The sequence below is a fragment of the Lysinibacillus sp. SGAir0095 genome, from assembly GCF_005491425.1.
Lineage (GTDB): Bacteria > Bacillota > Bacilli > Bacillales_A > Planococcaceae > Ureibacillus.
In genome coordinates this window covers 103,177-122,500 of record NZ_CP028083.1, presented here as the reverse complement: position 1 = coordinate 122,500, position 19,324 = coordinate 103,177, and the positions used below count along the sequence as shown (strand labels likewise).

The following is a 19,324-nucleotide window of genomic DNA, read 5'->3' as shown; positions in this document are numbered from 1 at the left end:
ATCAGGATTTTTCTTCGCTAATGGCGAGATTTCTACTGGATGTCCATAGATGAAAGTTGGTTGTACTAATGTTTCTTCGACTTTTTGTTCAAAGAATTCATTAATAATATGTCCGACTTCATGAACATCTTTTATTTCTACACCATGTTCTTTGGCAAGAGCTTGTGCTTCTGCTTTTGTCATTGGCTTCCAGAAGTCTACACCTGTTGCTTCTTTAACCACATCTACCATGTGAAGTCGTTTCCAACCTGGAGCAAGATGGATTAGATCCTCGCCATATTGAATATCCGTAGTACCTAACACTTCTTGTGCCACATGAGAAATCAAATTTTCCGTAAGCGCCATAATATCTCGGTAGTCTGCATATGCTTCGTACAATTCAATCATTGTAAATTCAGGGTTATGACGAGTTGAGATACCTTCATTTCGGAATACACGTCCAATTTCATATACTTTTTCAAGTCCCCCAACGATTAAACGTTTAAGATGTAATTCAATTGCTATACGCATGTATAATTCCATATCAAGCGCATTGTGATGTGTAATGAACGGACGCGCTGCTGCACCACCGGCAATCGTATGCAACATTGGCGTTTCAACTTCTAAATAACCATGGCTATCTAAATAGCTGCGGATAGCACGGATAATCTTAGAACGTGTAATGAATGTTTTTTTACTTTCTGAATTTGTCATTAAATCCAAATAGCGTTGACGGTAGCGTTGTTCTACATCCTGTAAACCATGGAATTTCTCAGGCATTGGGCGTAAGGACTTCGTTAAGAAAGTAAACTCCTCTGCCTTTACAGATAACTCACCAACTTGAGTACGGAATACATTTCCGCGAATCCCTACAATATCACCTAAGTCTGCTTGATTAAATAAATCATATTGGTCATCGCCAACATGGTCTTTACGAACATAAATTTGAATTTGTCCTGCTAAATCTTGAATATGAGCAAAACCGGCTTTCCCTTTACCGCGCTTTGTCATAATACGACCTGCTATTACAACTTCACGTAAATTCTCTTCTAATTCTTCTTTTGAGAATTGGTCAAACTGTTCAACCACTTCACTTGATAAATGCGTACGTTCAAAACGGCTACCAAATGGGTCCATACCGTTTTCTCGAATATTCGTCATCTTTTGGCGTCTCACCAAAAGTTGGTCATTTAATTCTTCAATGTTTGACACGTGTTTCACTCCTTATATTTGTGCTTTTTTAGTAGAGGCCAACCTAATAATCAGTTCCTGTGGGAAACAAACACATCGAAAGCATTTGAATTCCACGGCAAGCAATTACCTAAATGTAATTACATGCATTCCACCATTAGCGTTCAATTAATCCATAATGTACCTATTGTACACAATTTCCGCACTCTATTCACCTCTTTCGATTCATTTTGTTACGATTCGTAAATGTTTTACTTTTCTGAAATTTAACATTATCGACATTTAAATTTTTAGCCAAGATTATTTATTCCTCTTTCGAAGTTAAAATATGCTAAAATTTCCACAATAACTAGAGAGGAGTTTTTATTATGTATCGTAATTTAGATGATTTCATTCAGGAATGGGAAAAAAATAGTACTGGCACATTAGCAATATTTGAATCAATCACTGATGGGAAAAAACATGTAGCAATCGTTGAAGGTCACAGCTCACTTGAATCTTTAAGCTGGCATTTAACAACTGCACCTGCCTATTTCATGGGACAAGTTGGTCTTTCCCTTGAGGTGGAGCTAGACCCTAAAAACACTCCAGCTACTATTAGCGAAATTATTAGTACTTATAAAGCTACTAGTGAAAACATTGTAAAAATAGCTAAGGAGAAGCTATCTGATGAGAATCTTCTAACAGAAGTGAATAGTCATGGAAAACAAACTCCTATCGGGGCAATTCTACGTTTAATGGTTGACCATCAAACTCATCATCGTGCCCAAATGCAGGTATTGCTTCGACAAGCAGGGTTACATGTACCTGGTGTAATGGGGCCAACAAAAGAAGCTTTAGCAAAATAATCATTATAAAAAGCATCCTCCTATCAAACTTTTACGGGGCAGTTCATTGATAGAAAGGATGCTTTTATTATATTGCTTCCGCTTGTTCTTCACATTCTGCTAATTCGACTACTACACTTTGTAATGCCGCACGTAATTCTGCTGCAGTCTCGATTTGGTTTATAGCGTTACGGATTTTCCCGTTTCCACGGATTCCTTTTAAGTACCAGGAAGCATGTTTACGCATTTCGCGAACAGCTACACCTTCACCTTTAAGCTGCATTAAACGTTCAAAGTGAAGTAAGCATACGTCCATTTTTTCAGCTACTGATGGTTCTGGTTTTAGCTCCCCGGTTTCAAGGTAGTGTACAGTACGATAGATCATCCACGGGTCTCCTAATGCCGCACGTCCAATCATTACAGCATCTACGCCTGTCTCATCAATCATACGTTTAGCGTCCTGAGGTGTTTCAACGTCACCGTTCCCGATAAATGGAATACTTATATTCTTCTTCACTTCTTTGATAATATCCCAGTTTGCCTTTCCTTCATACATTTGCACACGTGTACGTCCGTGCATTGCGATTGCCGCTGCACCAGCACGTTCTGCAGCTTGCGCATTTTCAACCGCAAAAATATGCTCATCATCCCACCCAATACGCATTTTCACACTAACAGGTTTGTCAACAGCATCTACTACAGCTGATACCATTTCGTAGATTTTGTTTGGGTCAAGAAGCCATTTTGCTCCGGCTTCACATTTAATGATTTTATTTACTGGGCAGCCCATATTGATATCGATAATATCTGCGTTTGTATTTTTATCAACATATCGTGCAGCCTCTACTAACGTTTCTTTATCTCCACCAAAGATTTGTAAAGAAAGCGGGTTTTCACGTTCATCGATATAAAGCATATCCAAAGTTTTTTTATTGCGTTGAACTAATCCTTTATCACTGATCATTTCAGCGTATACTAAACCCGCACCGAATTCTTTTACTGTCAGACGGAAAGCCGAGTTACAAACTCCAGCCATTGGAGCCAGTACGACGCGGTTATCCATTACGATATCACCGATTTGAAACGGCTTATTTTGTGCAGTCAAAACCTTCTCCTCCTTATGGGAACTTCAAGCTTCCCTATTATAAAAACTTCTATATATCACAGATCATAATTTGCTTAGTTATAAGTCGATAAATCAAAGAAATTCATCAGCACTGTTGATGGTTTTCCATTTAGTGATGCCTTCTGCCACGAGATTCATACTTTCTAAACTGAATTTAGCCATTTCAAGCTGAGGTGATTCATAGCCATCAGCAATTTCTAAAAGCGGAACTAATACAAAGGCTCTTTCAAACATTCTAGGATGTGGAACAATTAAGTTTTCAACTTCAATATTGTCGTTATTATAGAGTAAAATGTCAAGGTCTATAATTCGGGGACCCCACCTTATTTCACGAACACGACCTAGCTCATTCTCGACAAATTGGCATATTTGCAGCATCTCCAAAGCTGAGTGAGATGTTTCTATAAGTAAGGCAATATTTAAAAATGCCGGCTGATCTACATAGCCAACAGGTGCTGTTTCGTATATGGAGGATATCGCCTTTACACTAACATCCGTCTTCCCTTCTAACTGCTGAAGTGCAAGTTTTAAGTTTTGTTCCCTGTCCCCTATATTTGTACCTATAGATAGATAAACTTTATTCATAAAAGCGCCCTCTTACAATTTCAACAGCTACTTCTTTATAATGTCCTGGTATTGGCGGGTCTGGTTTAATAACCTCAACCTTACAGCCATATACTTGTCCTTTATAATCGGATAGTATTTTAGTTGCAATGCTTTCAGCTACAGCCTCAATTAACTTAAATGGACGACCCTCCATCACTTCTTTACAAATATCATAGACGCCTACATAACTTACCGTGTTATGAAGATCATCTGTTTGTCCTGCTTTTTGAATATCCACAGCCAAGGCAACAGTGGCTCTAAATCTTTGCCCTAGTACATTTTCTTCTGGTAAAACACCATGGTAGCCAAAAAACTGCATATCTCTTAAATGTATATAATCCATAATCATTCTCCTTAAATCTAGTGTCTGGAAGGCAACTCTTCATCAACTTGAAATTTCCCCATTAAAGCATCAATCATTTTTACGGTACGAGCCACCTCTTTCACATCATGAACACGTACAATATTGCAGCCTTTCATCACACCGTATGCGCAAGTCGCTGCTGTTCCCTCAACTCTTTCCTCTAAAGGTAAGTTAAGAATTGTCCCAATCATTCGTTTTCGTGAAGTCGCAAGCAGCACCGGAAAGCCTATAGCGGTCAGTTCCTCTAATTGTTGCATCGTTTCAATACTTTGTTGCAGGTTTTTCACAAAGCCAATACCTGGATCTAAAATAATATGTTCTTCTGGCACTCCAGCTTCTTTAACAATAGCAATACTCTTTTTTAGATCATCCATATAGTCTGTAAAGTAATTGTCATAGCACTCATCTTCACGATTGTGCATTAAAATAATAGGAACATTAAATTCAGCTGCAACTTTAGCAATTTCAGGATCAGCTTTCGCCCCCCATATATCATTAATCATATGTGCACCGGCTTCAAGTGCTGCTCTTGCGACTGCGGATTTATATGTATCAATGGAAAGTATAGCCGGTACTTCCTTTAACAACGCTTTTATGACAGGCACGACGCGGGCAATTTCCTCATTATCTGAAATTCTTGTATATCCAGGTCGGGTTGACTCTCCCCCGATATCGATTATTTTAGCACCCTCTTCAACCATTTTTTTAGCATGCTGGACAGCTCTATCAACAGAATTAAATTGCCCTCCATCTGAAAATGAATCGGGGGTTACATTTAAGATACCCATAACAAATGTTTCTTTCTTATAATCAAGTTCAATATTATTAAGGATTAATGGTTTTGGATATTTCGAAAGCATTTCGCTTACCCTCTCTTTATAAAATGTTTGTTTTCTATGTAATTTTAGGAAATACTTTTCCAATAAAATATTTCCCAAGGAATTAATAAAGACACGACCTCCATTAATTTTACCATTAACTTAGTATAATTTATTTTTAAATGCTTAACTTTTATAGAAACAGTAATCATCCTCCAAGCTTTTCGCCCAACCTCCTTTCACCTGCATATAAAAACTTCCGACTTCTCACACATGCAAATGATTGTGGCATATGATGCTTATGAGTTATATATTTAGGAGGTCTATCTAATGAAAAGTGGTAAAAATATTGATAAAAATATTCAAGACCTTAATACAGAGAATCAAGCTGCTCAACTTGCAGTAATTGCTGGTTTAATTTCTACTCTTGGTGATGGTCTTGCAACAATTGCTGCTGCACTAGCACTGCAAGAAATAGAGAAAAGTAATCAAAATACTAATAATTCCAATGCTAATCTTGATTTACAAAATCTACAAATGAGGATAGATATTTTAGAAAAGGAAATGAAACAAATTAAAAAAATTCTTCAAAATAAAAAAACGTAATTTTCTTGATAAGCATCTATCGTGACATGACAACAGTTTATCCCTTTAAGAGAAAAAGCATAAGCTTTCCTCTTTCGCACATATAAAAAGGCATTACCTGTAGAGGTAATGCCAAGAGTGGTTTAATTCAATTAGTCTTCAAAGTTATAAAGAGCTGTAGATAGGTAACGCTCTCCGTTTGATGGAACGATTGCTAAAACGTTTGAACCTTTGCCAAGGCGTTTAGCAGTTTCGATTGCCGCATAGATTGCAGCTCCAGAAGAAATACCTACAAGAACTCCTTCTTCACGACCTGTTTTACGAGCAACTTCAAAAGCAGTTTCGTTATCTACTGGGAAGATTGAAGTGTATACTTCTGTGTTTAATACTTTTGGTACAAATCCAGCACCAATTCCTTGGATTTTGTGTGAACCTGGGTTACCACCTGAAAGTACTGGAGAATCTTTTGGTTCAACAGCGATGATTTCAATTTCAGGGTATTTTTCTTTTAGTACTTCACCAGCGCCAGTGATTGTACCACCAGTTCCGATACCAGCTACGAATGCATCTAACTTTAGCCCTTCAAATGCTTCGACGATTTCTGGACCTGTAGTTAAACGGTGTACTTCAGCATTTGCTTGGTTTTCAAATTGTTGAGGTAAGAAGTAACCATTTTCTTTTGCTAAACTCTCAGCTTTTGCGATAGCACCTTTCATTCCTTCTGGACCAGGTGTTAGTACTAATTCAGCACCATATGCGCGAAGTAATTTACGACGTTCGATACTCATTGTCTCAGGCATAACTAAAATTGCACGATAGCCTTTTGCAGCAGCTACCATTGCTAAACCAATACCTGTGTTACCTGAAGTTGGTTCAATAATTGTACCACCTGGTTGTAATGTACCGTCTTTTTCTGCAGCTTCGATCATCGCTAAAGCAATACGGTCTTTTACAGAGCTACCTGGGTTGAAGAATTCTAATTTTACATATACGTTTCCTTCGTTTTCCCCTGTTGCATGATTTAATTTTACGATTGGTGTTTGCCCCACTAACTCCGCAACTGAATTTGCTAATTTACCCATTATCGTCATCCCTCTCCTCAATACCTACTATATTAATAGGTTTTATCTATTTAGTATATTACCAATTTGTGATACTTTATGTCAATAAAAATGAATTAAATATTAAGAATATTTTACCAAATTCATTTAAGACTCCCCATAGAACCAAGTCGCATTAAATTCTTTCCAAAATGCCTCCGGAGTAACGGAAGTTGGCAATTGTTCTAAAGATAAAACTCGCTCAACATGCCCTTTTACCTCTTCATATGTAAACGACTTACCATCGTTAACTTCGTTCACATAGACGATACCGTAACGTCCATCGTTCATAACAAATGGTTCACTTATATCACCGGTGCTTAAATCCTGGACAGCTTGTGGAATACTTGTGTCTATGTTTTTCTGAGATTTTGTAATAAATCCAATATCTCCGCCTAAACTTGCTGAAGTTGTGTCAAGTGATCGTTCACGTGCTAGAACAGAAAAGTCCGAACCTTCTTCAAGTTCTTTTTGAACACTTGTTGCATCCTTCTCTGACTCTACTATTATGATGCTTGTTCTATATGTAGTTGGGATGTTATAAAGCGATTGGTTGTCTTCGTAGTAATCTGCTACTTGCTCTTCATCAGTTACAACGTCTTTTGTCAGTACCTTTTCAAGAATGAGCTGTGCTCGTACTTTTTGATGCAGCTGCTCATCTGTTAATTCTTGAATGGTCGTATCGGTCTTATCCTGTGCAGATCGCATGAGGGCTATCTCTAAATCAATCTCTTCATCCGAGACCTTAATATCATACTCTTTTGCCGCTTTTTCCATAACGGCTTCATTCACTAAGGTTTGTAGCGTCTCTTTCCCGTATCTACTTTCCATGGCAGCCATCCAGTCCTGGCGCGTTATCTTCGATTCATCAATGGTAGCGACAATTTCGTCGCCACCATCCTGTTGTTTACCTTCTGGCCAGATCCAAAGAATGAACCATAGAATATTCCCTATAAATAAGATCGCTAATAATGTTAAAGTTGGTTTTGTTTTAAGTCTCCGTTGCGTAGAAGGCGTTTGGCTTACAGCTTGATTTGCGTAATTACTGTGCTTTGATTTCATTGATAAATCCTTCAAGATCCTGTTGATCGAATTGATATTTTTCTAAGCAGAAATGGCACTCCGCTTCTGCTCCTCCATCCTCGTCGATCATTTCTTGAATTTCCTGAGCACCCAAACTCATAATCGCTGCACCAAAACGCTCTTTAGAACATTGACATTTAAATTCTACTGGAGACTTACTAAGTACCTGAACATTATTTTCACCTAACACTACCTCTAAAATTTGTTCTGGAGTTAAACCTTTTTCAATCATTTTTGAAACAGGTTCGATATTTTGTAAATGTTTTTCGATTTCAGATATCGTTTCTTCATCGCATCCAGGCAGTAATTGAATGATAAAGCCACCTGCTGCTAATACACTATTATCCGGATTAACAAGTACTCCCAGTCCTACAGAAGAAGGAACTTGTTCAGATACAGCAAAATAATAGGTGAAGTCTTCTGCAATCTCGCCAGAAACGATAGGTGTTTGTCCTGTGAACATATCACGTAGACCTAAGTCCTTTACAACTGTAAGCGCACCTTCTGTTCCAACTGCACGACGGACATCAAGTTTCCCGACATCATTTAAGTCAAAATGAACTTGTGGATTTGTGACAAAACCACGAACTTCTCCTTTTGCGTTGGCATCGATCACCATTGGACCAATTGGACCGTTTCCTTCAATCTTCACCGTTAGTTTATCTTCACCTTTTAACATCGCACCCATCATGACAGTTGCAGTCATTGAACGACCTATTGCAGCCGTTGCAGTTGGCCATGTATTATGCCTCTTCTGCGCTTCTCCAACCGTCTCTGTCGTTCTTGCTGCAAATGCACGCACATTCCCATTAAATCCTAATGCTCTAATTAGGTAATCACTCATGAAGCTATTCCTCATTTCTTATTGGTTTCTTTTATAAATGACATGTAAGCCCTTTAACGTTAATAATTCATCCACAATATCAATCATTGTCGTTTCATTCGCTATTAGCTTTGCCAAACTTCCCGTTGCTACTACGAGTGGTTCTACTTTGCTATTTTCTTTCATTCGACTAACAATCCCTTCAACTTGACCGACAAAACCAAATATGACACCGGCCTGCATTGCTGAAACTGTATTTTTACCAATAACATTGGTAGGTCGCGTTATTTCAATACGGGGTAATTTTGAAGCTCGTGAGTACAGTGCCTCTGTGGATATAGCAACTCCAGGAGCAATCGCGCCACCGAGATAGTCACCTTTTTCATTTATAAAGCAATATGTTATAGCAGTTCCAAAATCGATAACAATCAACGGGTTTTTACCCCCGTACTCTTCAAGAGCCGCAACAGCATTTACTATTCGATCAGCTCCTACTTCTCGCGGATTTTCATATTTAATGTTTAACCCATTTTTGACTCCCGGACCCACTATTAACGGCTTAATATGAAAATATTTTCGGCACATTTCTTCTAATACATACATGATTGGCGGAACAACTGACGATATGATAATTCCTTTTATATCATTAAAAGAAATTTGAACATGCGAAAAAAACGATTTCACATGCATGGCATATTCATCTTCTGTTTTATGACGATTTGTTTCCATTCGCCAATGATGCTTTAATTTATCCTGCTCATATATTCCCAAGGCAATATTCGAATTGCCTGCATTCAGTACAAGGATCATCTAATCACACCTAATTTTTAGTCCAATTTTAAAAAATAATATCATATTATTGGTACATATACACAGTCATAACAATTATACCAACTACTTTCAATCACTTCCTCAATTTACAATTAAGTATTTGCTCGTCTCAGAGTCAAAACAAAGAGATTGTGAATGGAAAAATACTTTCTTCGACTCTTTCATCAAACAATCTAAAAATAAAAAACTGAATGAGCATTGCCTTAGCATACTCATTCAGTCCAAAATCATTTAATTCTTTTGTTTGAATCCTACCACTTTATGAAATGATTATTTTTCTCGATCTTCTTTGACACCGTCAGTTGATTGAGTTGAATCATTTTCTTTTGGTAAATTCGTTACCGCCGGGTCGGGTGTTTGACCTACAATTTCTTTTTCCAACGACGTATTACCTGCAGTTTCAACTGCTAAATCTTTTGATTCAAGGTTATCCGAGCTTGGCTTAGATAATTCAACTGATGCATTTTCTTCAACCTTTGAATAATCTTTACGCTCTGGAAGGGTCCCGTGATCTCTTAAATGCTCAATTTGTGCAGCATCTAAAGTTTCTACATCAAGTAATGTTTTAGCGATTAATGTTAATAAATCACGTTTTTCCGTTAGGATTTGTTTTGTACGTTCATACTGATCCACGATAATGGATTGCATTTCTTTGTCGATTTCATATGCAATCGAGTCAGAATAGTTTTGTTCCGAGTTAAAGTCACGGCCTAAGAACACGTTACCACCTTGTGAAGAACCGAATTGCATTGGTCCTAACTTATCACTCATCCCATATTCTGTAACCATCGAACGAGCAATACCAGTAGCACGTTGGAAGTCATTATGTGCGCCTGTTGATACTTCACCGAATGTGATGTCCTCGGCAACACGACCTCCTAATAGCCCGGCAATTTTGTCTAATAACTCTGGTTTAGTCATGAAGTAACGATCCTCTTTAGGAAGCATTACTGCATAACCTCCCGCTTGACCACGAGGAACAATTGTCACTTTATGCACTTTTTCAGCCTGGTCTAAAGTTAAACCAACAACAACGTGACCAGCTTCATGGAAGGCAACAATATTACGTTCTTTTTCAGATATAACACGACTTGATTTTGCTGGACCTGCAATAACACGATCAGTTGCTTCATCAATATCCATCATATCGATTTTCTTCTTACTACGACGAGTAGCAACAAGTGCCGCTTCGTTTAGCAAGTTTTCTAAATCGGCACCCGAGAAGCCCGGTGTACGTTGAGCAATCGCTTTAAGATCTACATCTTCACGTAATGGTTTGTTACGTGCGTGTACTTTTAAGATTTGCTCACGGCCTTTAACGTCTGGACGACCAACAGTAATTTGACGGTCAAAACGTCCTGGACGAAGTAACGCTGGGTCTAAAATATCTGGTCGGTTAGTCGCAGCGATAATGATAATACCTTCATTTACGCCGAACCCATCCATTTCTACAAGCAATTGGTTTAGCGTTTGTTCACGCTCATCGTGACCGCCACCAAGTCCTGCTCCACGTTGACGACCAACTGCATCAATTTCATCGATAAAGATGATACATGGTGCATTTTTCTTTGCATTTTCGAATAAGTCACGAACACGGCTTGCACCAACACCGACGAACATTTCTACGAAGTCAGAACCTGAAATCGAGAAGAATGGTACGCCAGCCTCTCCAGCAACCGCACGAGCAAGTAATGTCTTACCTGTCCCAGGAGGACCTACTAGTAAAATACCTTTTGGTATACGTGCACCCATTTCAGTAAATTTACGATGATCTTTTAAGAAGTCTACTACCTCAACTAGTTCAGCTTTTTCTTCATCTGCACCAGCAACATCATTAAATCGTACTTTTTTCTTTTCAGTGTCGTATAACTTCGCTTTACTTTTTCCGAAGTTCATCACTTTATTACCGCCACCTTGAGATTGACTCAATAGGAAGAAGAATAAAATGATAATAATGATGAACGGGATAATACCGGTAAAGAATTGAACCCACCCGCTAGTTTCTGGGGCTTTTAGCCAATTAATATTCGGATTATTTGCCGCTGTTTCATTAATCTTTGTCATTAAAGCTTGGTTATCCTGTGGGAGATTAACAATAAAGGTTTGCCCTTCTTTAGCTCCCTTTAACTCCCCTTCTACTACAAGTACACCTGCGTCAGGTTGAATATTCGCCTTTTCAATTGTACCTGTATCTAATGCCTCTAAAAACTCGTGATACGTTAACTCTTCTGAAGGTGTATTTCCTCCATTGAAAGTTCCAAAAATACCGATTATCACGAGAAAAATTAATAAGTAAAATATGGTGTATCGAAATATTCGATTCATCCCCAGCCTCCTCACAACATAACAGAAAAACTATAAGTAAAATCTTAACATACCATTATTTTTTCATACAACGAAAAGCACCGGTAAAATTCGCAATTTACAATTTTTGTTGAAAATTATACAAAAATTAAAATTTTAGAAGGAATAAACTTCTCTTTTTAAGATACCGATGTATGGCAGGTTACGATATTTTTCTGCGTAATCTAATCCATATCCAACTACAAATCCATCTGGTACTTCAAAACCAACAACATCTGCTTTCAGGTCAACTTTACGGCCAGATGGCTTATCTAAAAGTGTGACAATTTTAATTGTTTTTGCTTTACGATATTTAAATAAATCTACTAGATAGCTTAATGTTAAACCACTGTCGATAATGTCTTCGATAATGATAACATCGCGACCTTCTACACTTGTATTTAAGTCTTTTAAAATTTTTACTTCCCCTGATGATACCGTGGCATTTCCATAGCTAGATACATCCATAAAGTCGATTTCAATGTATGATTCAAAACGCTTCATTAAATCTGTCATAAAAGGTATAGCACCTTTTAAAACACCTATTGCAAGTGGGAACTGATCTTTGTACTCTTCTGTTAGTTGAGCTCCGAGTTCAGCTATTCTTTCTTGGATTTGTTCTTCTGTTAATAAAATTTTTTCAATGTCATTTTGAATCATGGTGGTTCCTCCTTGAATTTTCAAACACCTAAAACAATAATAAAATTAATGTAAATACCCTTTAAAAATGTGTTCAATTGATTAGAAATTTAATCGTTTTTAACTTACTTTATGTGAAAAATATAAATCCTGAGCATAACGCATAAAATTCGCGCTGTTTAAAAATATATCATTACTATTTATAATAGCTTATTTTATTCATAAATCGTTACTATTTTCCCTTGCGATTATGAGAACCTTGTCATCATTGGCCTGTTTAATAGTGGATAGTGATTTATTTACACGTAAACCTATAACTGCTAACACTTGATCTTTGGCATCAACAACAATCGGCCAACGCTCTCGTTCATCTAACGGAACCTTTTCATCAATAAATAATCTGGACAGTCTTTTCGGATTTTCCATTCCTTTTAATAATATCCGATCCCCACTTGCCCTAGTTCTTATTGAAATTGGCATAGTAACCATATTCGAATTAAAATAATATTTACCTAACTCCTGTCCAAAAGTGTGTACAACATTAGAGGCTTCTCCTATGTATAATCGAATGCCATTTTGCAGTTGCGTCCACTCTTCCACCAACAGCGTTTGTTGAGGAAGATTTTCATATCCTGAATCTGTTAATTTTTCAAACTTTACTTCATCATAATTTCGCTTTGCAATGAACTTTTCTGGTAAATGAAGACTTGCACTTCCATGGATGGTTCCGCACAAATTTAAAATTGAGGAAATAAGTGTATGACTTTGGATAAATTTATAACTATTGTAAAGATAGTTTAATAGTATTAAAATGATTCTTCTTTGTAAAGCAACTGGTTCTTTTTGAAATAAGGGAATTTTAAGTGTATATGACTGTTTTCCATTTTTTATGACAATGTGGGGAAAACGCTCTAATGCCATAGTTTTTAATAAATCATCATCCTGCTGCAATTGTTCTGCAAATTGGACTGCATGTGAAGAAATATTCCTATTTTCGCTCTTTAATAAGGGTACGACATGGTGACGAAAACGATTGCGTGTGTAATCATCTTTTAAATTACTGGCATCTTCTCGAAACGAACCTTCATTCTCTTCTAGATATTCCCTTATCTCCACTTTTGTAACCGTTAAAAATGGTCGAATAATTGTACCATTCGAGAACTTTCTTTTCGCATATATACCCTTCATACCACTAATGGTACCCGCCTTGGTTAAGGCCATTAGAATTGACTCCAGTTGATCGTCCGCATGATGAGCGGTTACCAGCTTATCAATATCGTATTTTTCCATCATCTCTTCAAAATATGCGTAGCGCTCTCTTCGGCAAAGTGCTTGTGAGTTTCCTCCTTCTTCTCGAAGTAATTGAGGGATAGGAATTGAGGTACTAAAAACAGGGATATTGTGATGATGACAATACTGTTCGACAAATCTTCGGTCTTCTAGAGATGTCTCTCCTCTTAGCATATGGTCTACATGAGCAACAAATAATCTAATTTCAAAAATATGTTGGAACTTCTTAAAAAAGTGGACTAAACCCATAGAATCCATTCCACCAGAACAAGCAATGAGAAGACGGTCGCCTTTTTCTACTAGTTGTTGTTCGTAAATATATTTTTGTATTTTTAATTCAAATGACACATCTTCTCACCTCAGCGTAAATCAATAATTACTCATCATTTATGAAATTCCCTTACTTAAAGGACTAAATACAGCCCATTTCGGAACAACATGATTGACTGAAAACATAATGACTGTACAATCATCATCCACTGGATAGACTTCTCCAAACTGCTCCATAACATCATACAAGATCACTTCAATTGGCATATCATTCTGTATGCGGGCCTTTAATAACTTCACTAGATATTTCTCTTGTTCTTCCCAATCAAATTCACTAGAAAAGACACCATCGGAAACCATAACAACGAAATCATCTGCTAGCAAATTAACTTTTTCTGTCTCGATTGAAAATACTGGCATGAACCCGACAGGAGCTGCTGCCCCATCTACTTTTAGCAATCTCTCTCCACGCAATATATAAGTGGACATACTTCCTGCCTTCCATGACCAAAGTGAACCTTTTTGCAAATCAACTAAGGCAAAATCAATTGTTGCATACATGTCTACTTCCCGATTAAGAGACATAACATAGTGTAAAGTGTGCATCGCTGTTTCTGGATTCATATTATAGCTTAAACACTCTCTCATTAAACGTACTAAACGACGACTTTCCCGCTGCGCTTCCCTGCTTTGTCCCATACCATCTGATAGCATCACAGCCACAAGTCCCGGATGGATATGGAAAATGGCGTGTGTATCTCCTGAAACCCATGCCGAATTTTTCGCCCTACTATATATATCATACTCTATTTCATAGCGAACTGCTGAGCGAAAGCGTATTTGCACATGTGCAAAAGGATTTTTTTGGTCAGAGATTTTCTCCACTTGAAATGGTTCTGAAAAGACATCATACAATATAGGTAGAACTATTCGTTCACAAAGCATATATTGATCCTCATGGCTCCTATTCTTTTGAGCAAATGAACAAATAACAACTCTTTCTCCGACTGTATTATTTAACACGTCAATTTGAAAACATTGCACTTGTGCTCGTTTAAATTGCTGCTCTAATTCTTCCTCTATTGTTTTGAAAGAGAGTGTTTCATCTCTCATATCTTCCATAAGTTTATTTAAATGATTACTTAAATCTCGAAGTTGCAGCGCAATCATTTTTTTACCATGATAGAATTGACCATTCATTTTGTCGGTATAAAGTTGATGGTCTAATTCTTCCAGCAGCCTTGTTGATTTAACGCATTGTGCCTTAATACGTTTTTCCGCTCTGATTTGTTCAGATTCCTTAATGCCCGCCCTCGCTACAAACCAATCCTCGATAATGGGTTCCATGATATTTTTTGCACCCCAACAGCTATCATATCGAAAACAACTTAGACAAGTTGCACATGGTTCCACCTTTCTAGTTTCATTTACTGTTTCTGTCGATGTAAAACGGTCAAATACTAACTCTTTCATAAACACAACAAAATTTTGAAAGGACTCCAGCTTTTCTGTTGTATGTTCTGTCAACCATTGTTGCCGTTGAAGTAAAACTTCATCTCGTTTAGGATGGATTACATCATAAAGGAATGTAAACATACTTTTCGGTAATGCAAAGAAAACGATTCCCGCAATAGCAATTGACACAAAATACACAGTATCTAAGGGAAGGGTTGCATCGTAAAAGAAGAAAAAGACACTTGGAACAACACTACCGATCACAACACCAAAACGTCCCACTTTACTAAATAGTCCTGCTACTACACCTGTCATGGCATATACTGAAATCATCCCAGTAAAGGACAACTTCGCAATTCCAACCAAGGCACCTACAATGGTCGCGACCATAGCAGCAATAGGGACTCCTCCTGTTATTGCCGCAATACAAATTGCTAAATGCAGTAAGAACGGATATAAACCAAACGAGGAAACCACTACAGATTGAACACCGGTTAACACCATTGCTAAAATGACAAGTCCTGCCCCTACCCGCTCATAACTCCACCCGGCTGCCCAGAATCGGTGAGGCTGAACCAAAAAAAGATTCACAAAAATCGTCATTAAAAATGCAAGTATTACTTCATAGTAAATATATAGTTGTACAATTAATGGCGGTATATCTAAATAGTGAATCCCCTGCCATATAAATTGTCCAAAAAAGATGGCTAAACTCACTGATATACCCATTGGTAGTTTCCAAAATCTAAAACGGGTAATGAGGTCATATAATACAAGCTGTAAACCTAAAATAAATGCCTGCCCTAAACTTAAAGATAACGCTCCTATTAAGCCCCCTACGAGTACTGCCCATTTCTCATTTTCGTATCTCTGTTTGACAATTGCCCAAAGAGGTAATAAAAACGGAACGGCCGCTTCAAACATTACTGCTCTTGATAGAAACAATGCCAACAATAAAAAGAAAATGTGTATCAGGAAACTTGATTTCTTGAGAGAAAAGCTCTTAAAGAAAGATAGACCTGATGACTTTTCATTGATCATTTCAATATTTGCCATTTTTTACATCTCCTTTGATAGATTGTGTTAGCGACTATTATATAAAAGAGATTCCGTAAAATTTGTCTAGTAGTGAAATCATAGAGTTAAAATCGTTCGACTTAAATTTCGATAAGACAACAACCCAAAATACTTGTCGGATATTTGAAAAAGGTGAAGATAGACTACTTTATTTATAGGGTTTTGAAGGATAAACTGGAAATATAAATTTATGTAGTTGAAATTCGGAGGCAATTTGTCATGTTAAACAGCTTTAGTTTACTTGCTCTTTTATGTTCGACGGGCTCGATTTTAGTCGTATTAGGTATCATTTTAACAATCCCTGCAATTTGGCAGCTGATTATGCTAATTGGCGGCCTAATCCTTTGTGGAATAGGCATTTTCGGTGTTACCAGGCTGCTGTTAAGCGAAAAAGGTAAATAAAAGGAAGTAACTTTTACTTCACAAAACGTTAGAGGCTATGAAAGTGTTGATTATCCTATTATAGATTCAATCAAATTAACCCCAATACACTTTGATAATAAACCAAAAAAGACTGTTTGTAGGTTCTCCCCTACAAACAGTCTTTTATCTATATAACACTTTTTCTACGCTTTAAAACAGACAGCAAACTACCCTCTTCTAGCTCCACGGCCACCGCGTTTTGACTCAGTTGCACGTTTTAAAGTTGCAAGACGTTCGTCACTATCTTTTAGGAATCGTGCCATTTTTTGCTCAAAGTTTTCTTTTGTTGGACCATTTCGATCATTAGAACGATTGTTATCACGACGTGGACGATGAGGACGTTCAGGACGTTCAGTTCTTTCTGGTTGAGGCTTTGCTTTACGGATTGATAAACCGATTTTACCATCCGCTTCAACATTCATCACCTTTACTTCAACAACATCTCCAACTTTAAGATGCTCGTTGATGTCTTTAACATAGTTGTCTGCAACTTCACTAATGTGAACTAGGCCCGTTTTGCCATCTGGCAGCTCAACGAATGCTCCAAAATTTGTGATTCCTGTTACTTTACCTTGTACTTTGCTGCCTACTTCAATTGACATAAAAAAAATGCTCCTCCTTAAAATTTAAGCGGCTATAAAAGCCAGTAGTCAAATTTAGTGTAACGTGCAAAATTGATTCACGTTTATATTTTATTATAGCCAACAAAAAAAGAGTGTCAACAAGACAACTCTTTTTCTATCACTCGAAAACCACTTTTTGAATTGAAAATAAGCGACTTTTCACCGCTATCAGATGTTATTAATTGGAATTTTTATCGGACTTTTCATCTTTTTCTTCTTCGTCAGGTATCGTGAAAATAATTTCTCCATTGTCTGATAAAAAATATTCTTTACGCGCTAACTTTGCAATGTATTCATCATCTTCAAGTTTAGCTATTTGCAAGCTTAGCATATCTTGTTGTTCTTTTACTTCGTCCAGTTTAGTCACTACGTCTTCTTTTAGCTCTTGTTTTTCTGCAAGCCGCTTATTTTGAGAAATAGTCGTGCTTACTAAAAGAACAAGAATAACCGAAGCTAGTAATCCGAAAACAAGCAACCTTCTACGAATTCGCACTTTTTGTTTCTTTGAATATTTTGCGTGTGTTTCAGTTGATCGGACATAGTCATTTTCAAGCGCTCGAACGTTATTAAATTGTCGTTTTTGACGCTTTACCATATCCGTCACCTCCAAAAGTCTGTACATTCTATTATACTTCTATTTCAACGTTTTTTAAAGAAAGTCCTTCTATATTTTTTAGAAAATCTCTGAATATGTTTTTTGAGGAATCTGGTATATATTTTGCGGAAAGGGAGTGATATTATCAAAATAATACGCATTATCAGTCTTATAGTACTAACAATGATATATTTTATGAACTTAATAATTGCGATAATAGGCTTAATTATAAGGAAAATAAATACTCGTCCAACAAAACGGAAATAAGGCTGAAACACAGATTCATATAAAAAGATTCCTAAAATTTGAGCTAATGGATCAACTAAACGCCATTCTCCACCCTTAATAGTAAATAAAATATAAAATGTTAGGGCACCTAAAAGTGCCCAAACAATAAGCTCTACTCCATATCCCATTCTTTTTAAGATTGACTTTTGACTTAAAGCACTTAGGGAAAACCTAGTACAATCAATAATTGCACCAATTAGTAAACCACTAAGCGCCATGATCAATATACTTACAACCTGTTCATTTATGGTCATCCAAATAATTTATGGAGGAAGCCTTTTGATAACCCACTATCTTCATCATCATATTGTACTAGTTTCACATTTCCTTCCAATGTCAATAACCCTTTATCGACGTCTAAATGAACAATACGTAATTCCTCACCGCGGATTAGTAAGTGACCTTGAGCTGTTCGGATATAAAACTCTTCTTGATCGAAACGCTCAATTTCCTTTACAGAAGTCATGTCCATTCTTTTTCGATTGCGCACAGTCACAAGATGGTCACCAGATGTCATAGTGTAACGATTGCTTTCTTGATGTAGCGTCATATCGTTCCTCCTTCGCTTGTTTGTGTTTGTTCTGTTCACTTTATGCAGAAACTAAAAGAAGCATGACAACTATTTTGTTGTCATGCTCTAGAAATTTAATATTTTTTATTCTCATAATTTATTTTCGATACTAAGTTCTATTCTCTATTCTTCATCATCGATAAATTGAGGTTCTATTTTATCAAGCTTTTCTTCTTTTAGAATCGTAAACATTTTCATTGCTTCTTCTTTACGTACATTTTCTCGTAAATCTTCTACTCGTGCCGTTACAACCTTCTGTCCGAAACGGATAGCTAGCTCGTCACCTACTTTTACAGCCGATCCAGCTTTCGCTACTTTGCCGTTAATCGTAATTCTTCCCTGATCAGCTACTTCCTTCGCAAGCGTACGTCTTTTAATTAATCTTGAGACTTTTAAAAATTTATCTATTCGCATTCT

Annotated in this window: 21 protein-coding genes (1 of these 21 cut by a window edge); 3 read left to right on the top strand and 18 right to left on the bottom strand. The window is 37.0% G+C overall.

The window, feature by feature from the left end; all coding sequences use genetic code 11:
- Nucleotides 1-1,200 carry the 5' portion of a lysine--tRNA ligase gene (gene lysS, locus C1N55_RS00550; RefSeq protein ID WP_205758502.1) on the bottom strand. The gene continues 300 nt to the left of window position 1, outside the view, so the window shows 1,200 of its 1,500 coding nt (coding positions 1-1,200); it begins with the start codon at nucleotides 1,198-1,200; its stop codon lies off the left edge, out of view.
- Nucleotides 1,201-1,538: 338 nt separating this feature from the next.
- Here lysS and C1N55_RS00545 point away from each other — a divergent pair, with 338 nt between their 5' ends.
- Nucleotides 1,539-2,018 (top strand): DinB family protein, encoded by a 480-nt coding sequence (locus C1N55_RS00545; RefSeq protein ID WP_137727016.1) that lies wholly within the window; start codon nucleotides 1,539-1,541, stop codon nucleotides 2,016-2,018.
- 67 nt (nucleotides 2,019-2,085) lie between these two features.
- Here the strand turns inward: C1N55_RS00545 and dusB are convergent, their stop codons facing one another.
- The 4 genes from dusB to folP form a co-directional block, all read right to left on the bottom strand.
- The gene (dusB, locus tag C1N55_RS00540) at nucleotides 2,086-3,060 is read right to left on the bottom strand and encodes a tRNA dihydrouridine synthase DusB (RefSeq protein WP_137730481.1); all 975 of its coding nucleotides are present in this window, start codon (nucleotides 3,058-3,060) and stop codon (nucleotides 2,086-2,088) included.
- A 135-nt stretch (nucleotides 3,061-3,195) separates the two neighbouring features.
- The gene (gene folK / locus C1N55_RS00535) at nucleotides 3,196-3,708 is read right to left on the bottom strand and encodes a 2-amino-4-hydroxy-6-hydroxymethyldihydropteridine diphosphokinase (protein WP_137727015.1); all 513 of its coding nucleotides are present in this window, start codon (nucleotides 3,706-3,708) and stop codon (nucleotides 3,196-3,198) included.
- Complete coding sequence (gene folB, locus C1N55_RS00530; RefSeq protein WP_137727014.1) at nucleotides 3,701-4,072, bottom strand: dihydroneopterin aldolase; 372 nt, start codon at nucleotides 4,070-4,072, stop codon at nucleotides 3,701-3,703. Before folB ends, folK begins: the two co-directional genes overlap by 8 nt.
- A 17-nt stretch (nucleotides 4,073-4,089) precedes the next feature.
- A complete protein-coding gene (gene folP / locus C1N55_RS00525) occupies nucleotides 4,090-4,953 on the bottom strand; it encodes a dihydropteroate synthase (protein ID WP_137727013.1) in 864 nt (287 codons plus the stop codon).
- A gap of 288 nt (nucleotides 4,954-5,241) precedes the next feature.
- Between folP and C1N55_RS00520 the strand changes: the two genes are divergently transcribed.
- Nucleotides 5,242-5,517, top strand: a complete 276-nt coding sequence (locus C1N55_RS00520) for a hypothetical protein (RefSeq protein WP_137727012.1) — start codon at nucleotides 5,242-5,244, stop codon at nucleotides 5,515-5,517.
- Between the two features lie 131 nt (nucleotides 5,518-5,648).
- On the opposite strand, the gene cysK is transcribed toward C1N55_RS00520, so the two are convergent.
- The 8 genes from cysK to C1N55_RS00480 all read right to left on the bottom strand — a co-directional run bounded on the left by cysK (nucleotide 5,649) and on the right by C1N55_RS00480 (nucleotide 16,386).
- The gene (gene cysK / locus C1N55_RS00515) at nucleotides 5,649-6,578 is read right to left on the bottom strand and encodes a cysteine synthase A (protein ID WP_137727011.1); all 930 of its coding nucleotides are present in this window, start codon (nucleotides 6,576-6,578) and stop codon (nucleotides 5,649-5,651) included.
- Between the two features lie 126 nt (nucleotides 6,579-6,704).
- On the bottom strand, nucleotides 6,705-7,658 hold the full coding sequence (locus tag C1N55_RS00510) for a peptidyl-prolyl cis-trans isomerase (protein WP_137727010.1): 954 nt from the start codon (nucleotides 7,656-7,658) through the stop codon (nucleotides 6,705-6,707).
- Nucleotides 7,639-8,523 (bottom strand): Hsp33 family molecular chaperone HslO, encoded by an 885-nt coding sequence (gene hslO / locus C1N55_RS00505; protein WP_137727009.1) that lies wholly within the window; start codon nucleotides 8,521-8,523, stop codon nucleotides 7,639-7,641. The genes C1N55_RS00510 and hslO overlap by 20 nt, the downstream gene beginning before the upstream one ends.
- 18 nt (nucleotides 8,524-8,541) lie before the next feature.
- Nucleotides 8,542-9,312: a type III pantothenate kinase gene (locus C1N55_RS00500; protein ID WP_137727008.1), complete on the bottom strand. Its 771-nt coding sequence runs from the start codon at nucleotides 9,310-9,312 to the stop codon at nucleotides 8,542-8,544.
- Nucleotides 9,313-9,603: 291 nt separating this feature from the next.
- Nucleotides 9,604-11,658: an ATP-dependent zinc metalloprotease FtsH gene (gene ftsH, locus C1N55_RS00495; RefSeq protein WP_137727007.1), complete on the bottom strand. Its 2,055-nt coding sequence runs from the start codon at nucleotides 11,656-11,658 to the stop codon at nucleotides 9,604-9,606.
- 135 nt (nucleotides 11,659-11,793) lie between these two features.
- Nucleotides 11,794-12,336 (bottom strand): hypoxanthine phosphoribosyltransferase, encoded by a 543-nt coding sequence (hpt, locus tag C1N55_RS00490; protein ID WP_137727006.1) that lies wholly within the window; start codon nucleotides 12,334-12,336, stop codon nucleotides 11,794-11,796.
- A 198-nt stretch (nucleotides 12,337-12,534) separates the two neighbouring features.
- Nucleotides 12,535-13,953, bottom strand: coding sequence for a tRNA lysidine(34) synthetase TilS (tilS, locus tag C1N55_RS00485; protein ID WP_137727005.1), 1,419 nt, complete (start codon nucleotides 13,951-13,953; stop codon nucleotides 12,535-12,537).
- A gap of 39 nt (nucleotides 13,954-13,992) precedes the next feature.
- Nucleotides 13,993-16,386, bottom strand: coding sequence for a SpoIIE family protein phosphatase (locus C1N55_RS00480; RefSeq protein ID WP_137727004.1), 2,394 nt, complete (start codon nucleotides 16,384-16,386; stop codon nucleotides 13,993-13,995).
- Nucleotides 16,387-16,626: 240 nt separating this feature from the next.
- Between C1N55_RS00480 and C1N55_RS00475 the strand changes: the two genes are divergently transcribed.
- Entirely contained in the window at nucleotides 16,627-16,809 is a 183-nt protein-coding gene (locus tag C1N55_RS00475) for a hypothetical protein (protein WP_137727003.1), read from the top strand.
- 188 nt (nucleotides 16,810-16,997) lie between these two features.
- On the opposite strand, the gene C1N55_RS00470 is transcribed toward C1N55_RS00475, so the two are convergent.
- The 5 genes from C1N55_RS00470 to C1N55_RS00450 all read right to left on the bottom strand — a co-directional run bounded on the left by C1N55_RS00470 (nucleotide 16,998) and on the right by C1N55_RS00450 (nucleotide 19,321).
- A complete protein-coding gene (locus C1N55_RS00470; RefSeq protein ID WP_137727002.1) occupies nucleotides 16,998-17,432 on the bottom strand; it encodes a S1 domain-containing RNA-binding protein in 435 nt (144 codons plus the stop codon).
- Nucleotides 17,433-17,631: 199 nt separating this feature from the next.
- Entirely contained in the window at nucleotides 17,632-18,048 is a 417-nt protein-coding gene (locus C1N55_RS00465) for an FtsB family cell division protein (protein WP_137727001.1), read from the bottom strand.
- Nucleotides 18,049-18,092: 44 nt separating this feature from the next.
- Complete coding sequence (yabQ, locus tag C1N55_RS00460; RefSeq protein ID WP_137727000.1) at nucleotides 18,093-18,590, bottom strand: spore cortex biosynthesis protein YabQ; 498 nt, start codon at nucleotides 18,588-18,590, stop codon at nucleotides 18,093-18,095.
- Nucleotides 18,587-18,886, bottom strand: a complete 300-nt coding sequence (gene yabP / locus C1N55_RS00455; RefSeq protein ID WP_036197841.1) for a sporulation protein YabP — start codon at nucleotides 18,884-18,886, stop codon at nucleotides 18,587-18,589. The genes yabQ and yabP overlap by 4 nt, the downstream gene beginning before the upstream one ends.
- A 144-nt stretch (nucleotides 18,887-19,030) precedes the next feature.
- The gene (locus C1N55_RS00450; RefSeq protein ID WP_137726999.1) at nucleotides 19,031-19,321 is read right to left on the bottom strand and encodes an RNA-binding S4 domain-containing protein; all 291 of its coding nucleotides are present in this window, start codon (nucleotides 19,319-19,321) and stop codon (nucleotides 19,031-19,033) included.
- Nucleotides 19,322-19,324 lie beyond the last annotated feature (3 nt).

Excerpts from the sequence above, each read along its gene's own strand:
- C1N55_RS00545 (WP_137727016.1), top strand. The coding sequence starts at position 1,539 with ATGTATCGTAATTTAGATGATTTCATTCAGGAATGGGAAAAAAATAGT.
- dusB (WP_137730481.1), bottom strand. The coding sequence starts at position 3,060 with ATGGATAACCGCGTCGTACTGGCTCCAATGGCTGGAGTTTGTAACTCG.
- folK (WP_137727015.1), bottom strand. The coding sequence starts at position 3,708 with ATGAATAAAGTTTATCTATCTATAGGTACAAATATAGGGGACAGGGAA.
- folB (WP_137727014.1), bottom strand. The coding sequence starts at position 4,072 with ATGGATTATATACATTTAAGAGATATGCAGTTTTTTGGCTACCATGGT.
- folP (WP_137727013.1), bottom strand. The coding sequence starts at position 4,953 with ATGCTTTCGAAATATCCAAAACCATTAATCCTTAATAATATTGAACTT.
- C1N55_RS00520 (WP_137727012.1), top strand. The coding sequence starts at position 5,242 with ATGAAAAGTGGTAAAAATATTGATAAAAATATTCAAGACCTTAATACA.
- cysK (WP_137727011.1), bottom strand. The coding sequence starts at position 6,578 with ATGGGTAAATTAGCAAATTCAGTTGCGGAGTTAGTGGGGCAAACACCA.
- C1N55_RS00510 (WP_137727010.1), bottom strand. The coding sequence starts at position 7,658 with ATGAAATCAAAGCACAGTAATTACGCAAATCAAGCTGTAAGCCAAACG.
- hslO (WP_137727009.1), bottom strand. The coding sequence starts at position 8,523 with ATGAGTGATTACCTAATTAGAGCATTAGGATTTAATGGGAATGTGCGT.
- C1N55_RS00500 (WP_137727008.1), bottom strand. The coding sequence starts at position 9,312 with ATGATCCTTGTACTGAATGCAGGCAATTCGAATATTGCCTTGGGAATA.
- ftsH (WP_137727007.1), bottom strand. The coding sequence starts at position 11,658 with ATGAATCGAATATTTCGATACACCATATTTTACTTATTAATTTTTCTC.
- hpt (WP_137727006.1), bottom strand. The coding sequence starts at position 12,336 with ATGATTCAAAATGACATTGAAAAAATTTTATTAACAGAAGAACAAATC.
- C1N55_RS00480 (WP_137727004.1), bottom strand. The coding sequence starts at position 16,386 with ATGGCAAATATTGAAATGATCAATGAAAAGTCATCAGGTCTATCTTTC.
- C1N55_RS00475 (WP_137727003.1), top strand. The coding sequence starts at position 16,627 with ATGTTAAACAGCTTTAGTTTACTTGCTCTTTTATGTTCGACGGGCTCG.
- C1N55_RS00470 (WP_137727002.1), bottom strand. The coding sequence starts at position 17,432 with ATGTCAATTGAAGTAGGCAGCAAAGTACAAGGTAAAGTAACAGGAATC.
- C1N55_RS00465 (WP_137727001.1), bottom strand. The coding sequence starts at position 18,048 with ATGGTAAAGCGTCAAAAACGACAATTTAATAACGTTCGAGCGCTTGAA.
- yabQ (WP_137727000.1), bottom strand. The coding sequence starts at position 18,590 with ATGACCATAAATGAACAGGTTGTAAGTATATTGATCATGGCGCTTAGT.
- yabP (WP_036197841.1), bottom strand. The coding sequence starts at position 18,886 with ATGACGCTACATCAAGAAAGCAATCGTTACACTATGACATCTGGTGAC.
- C1N55_RS00450 (WP_137726999.1), bottom strand. The coding sequence starts at position 19,321 with ATGCGAATAGATAAATTTTTAAAAGTCTCAAGATTAATTAAAAGACGT.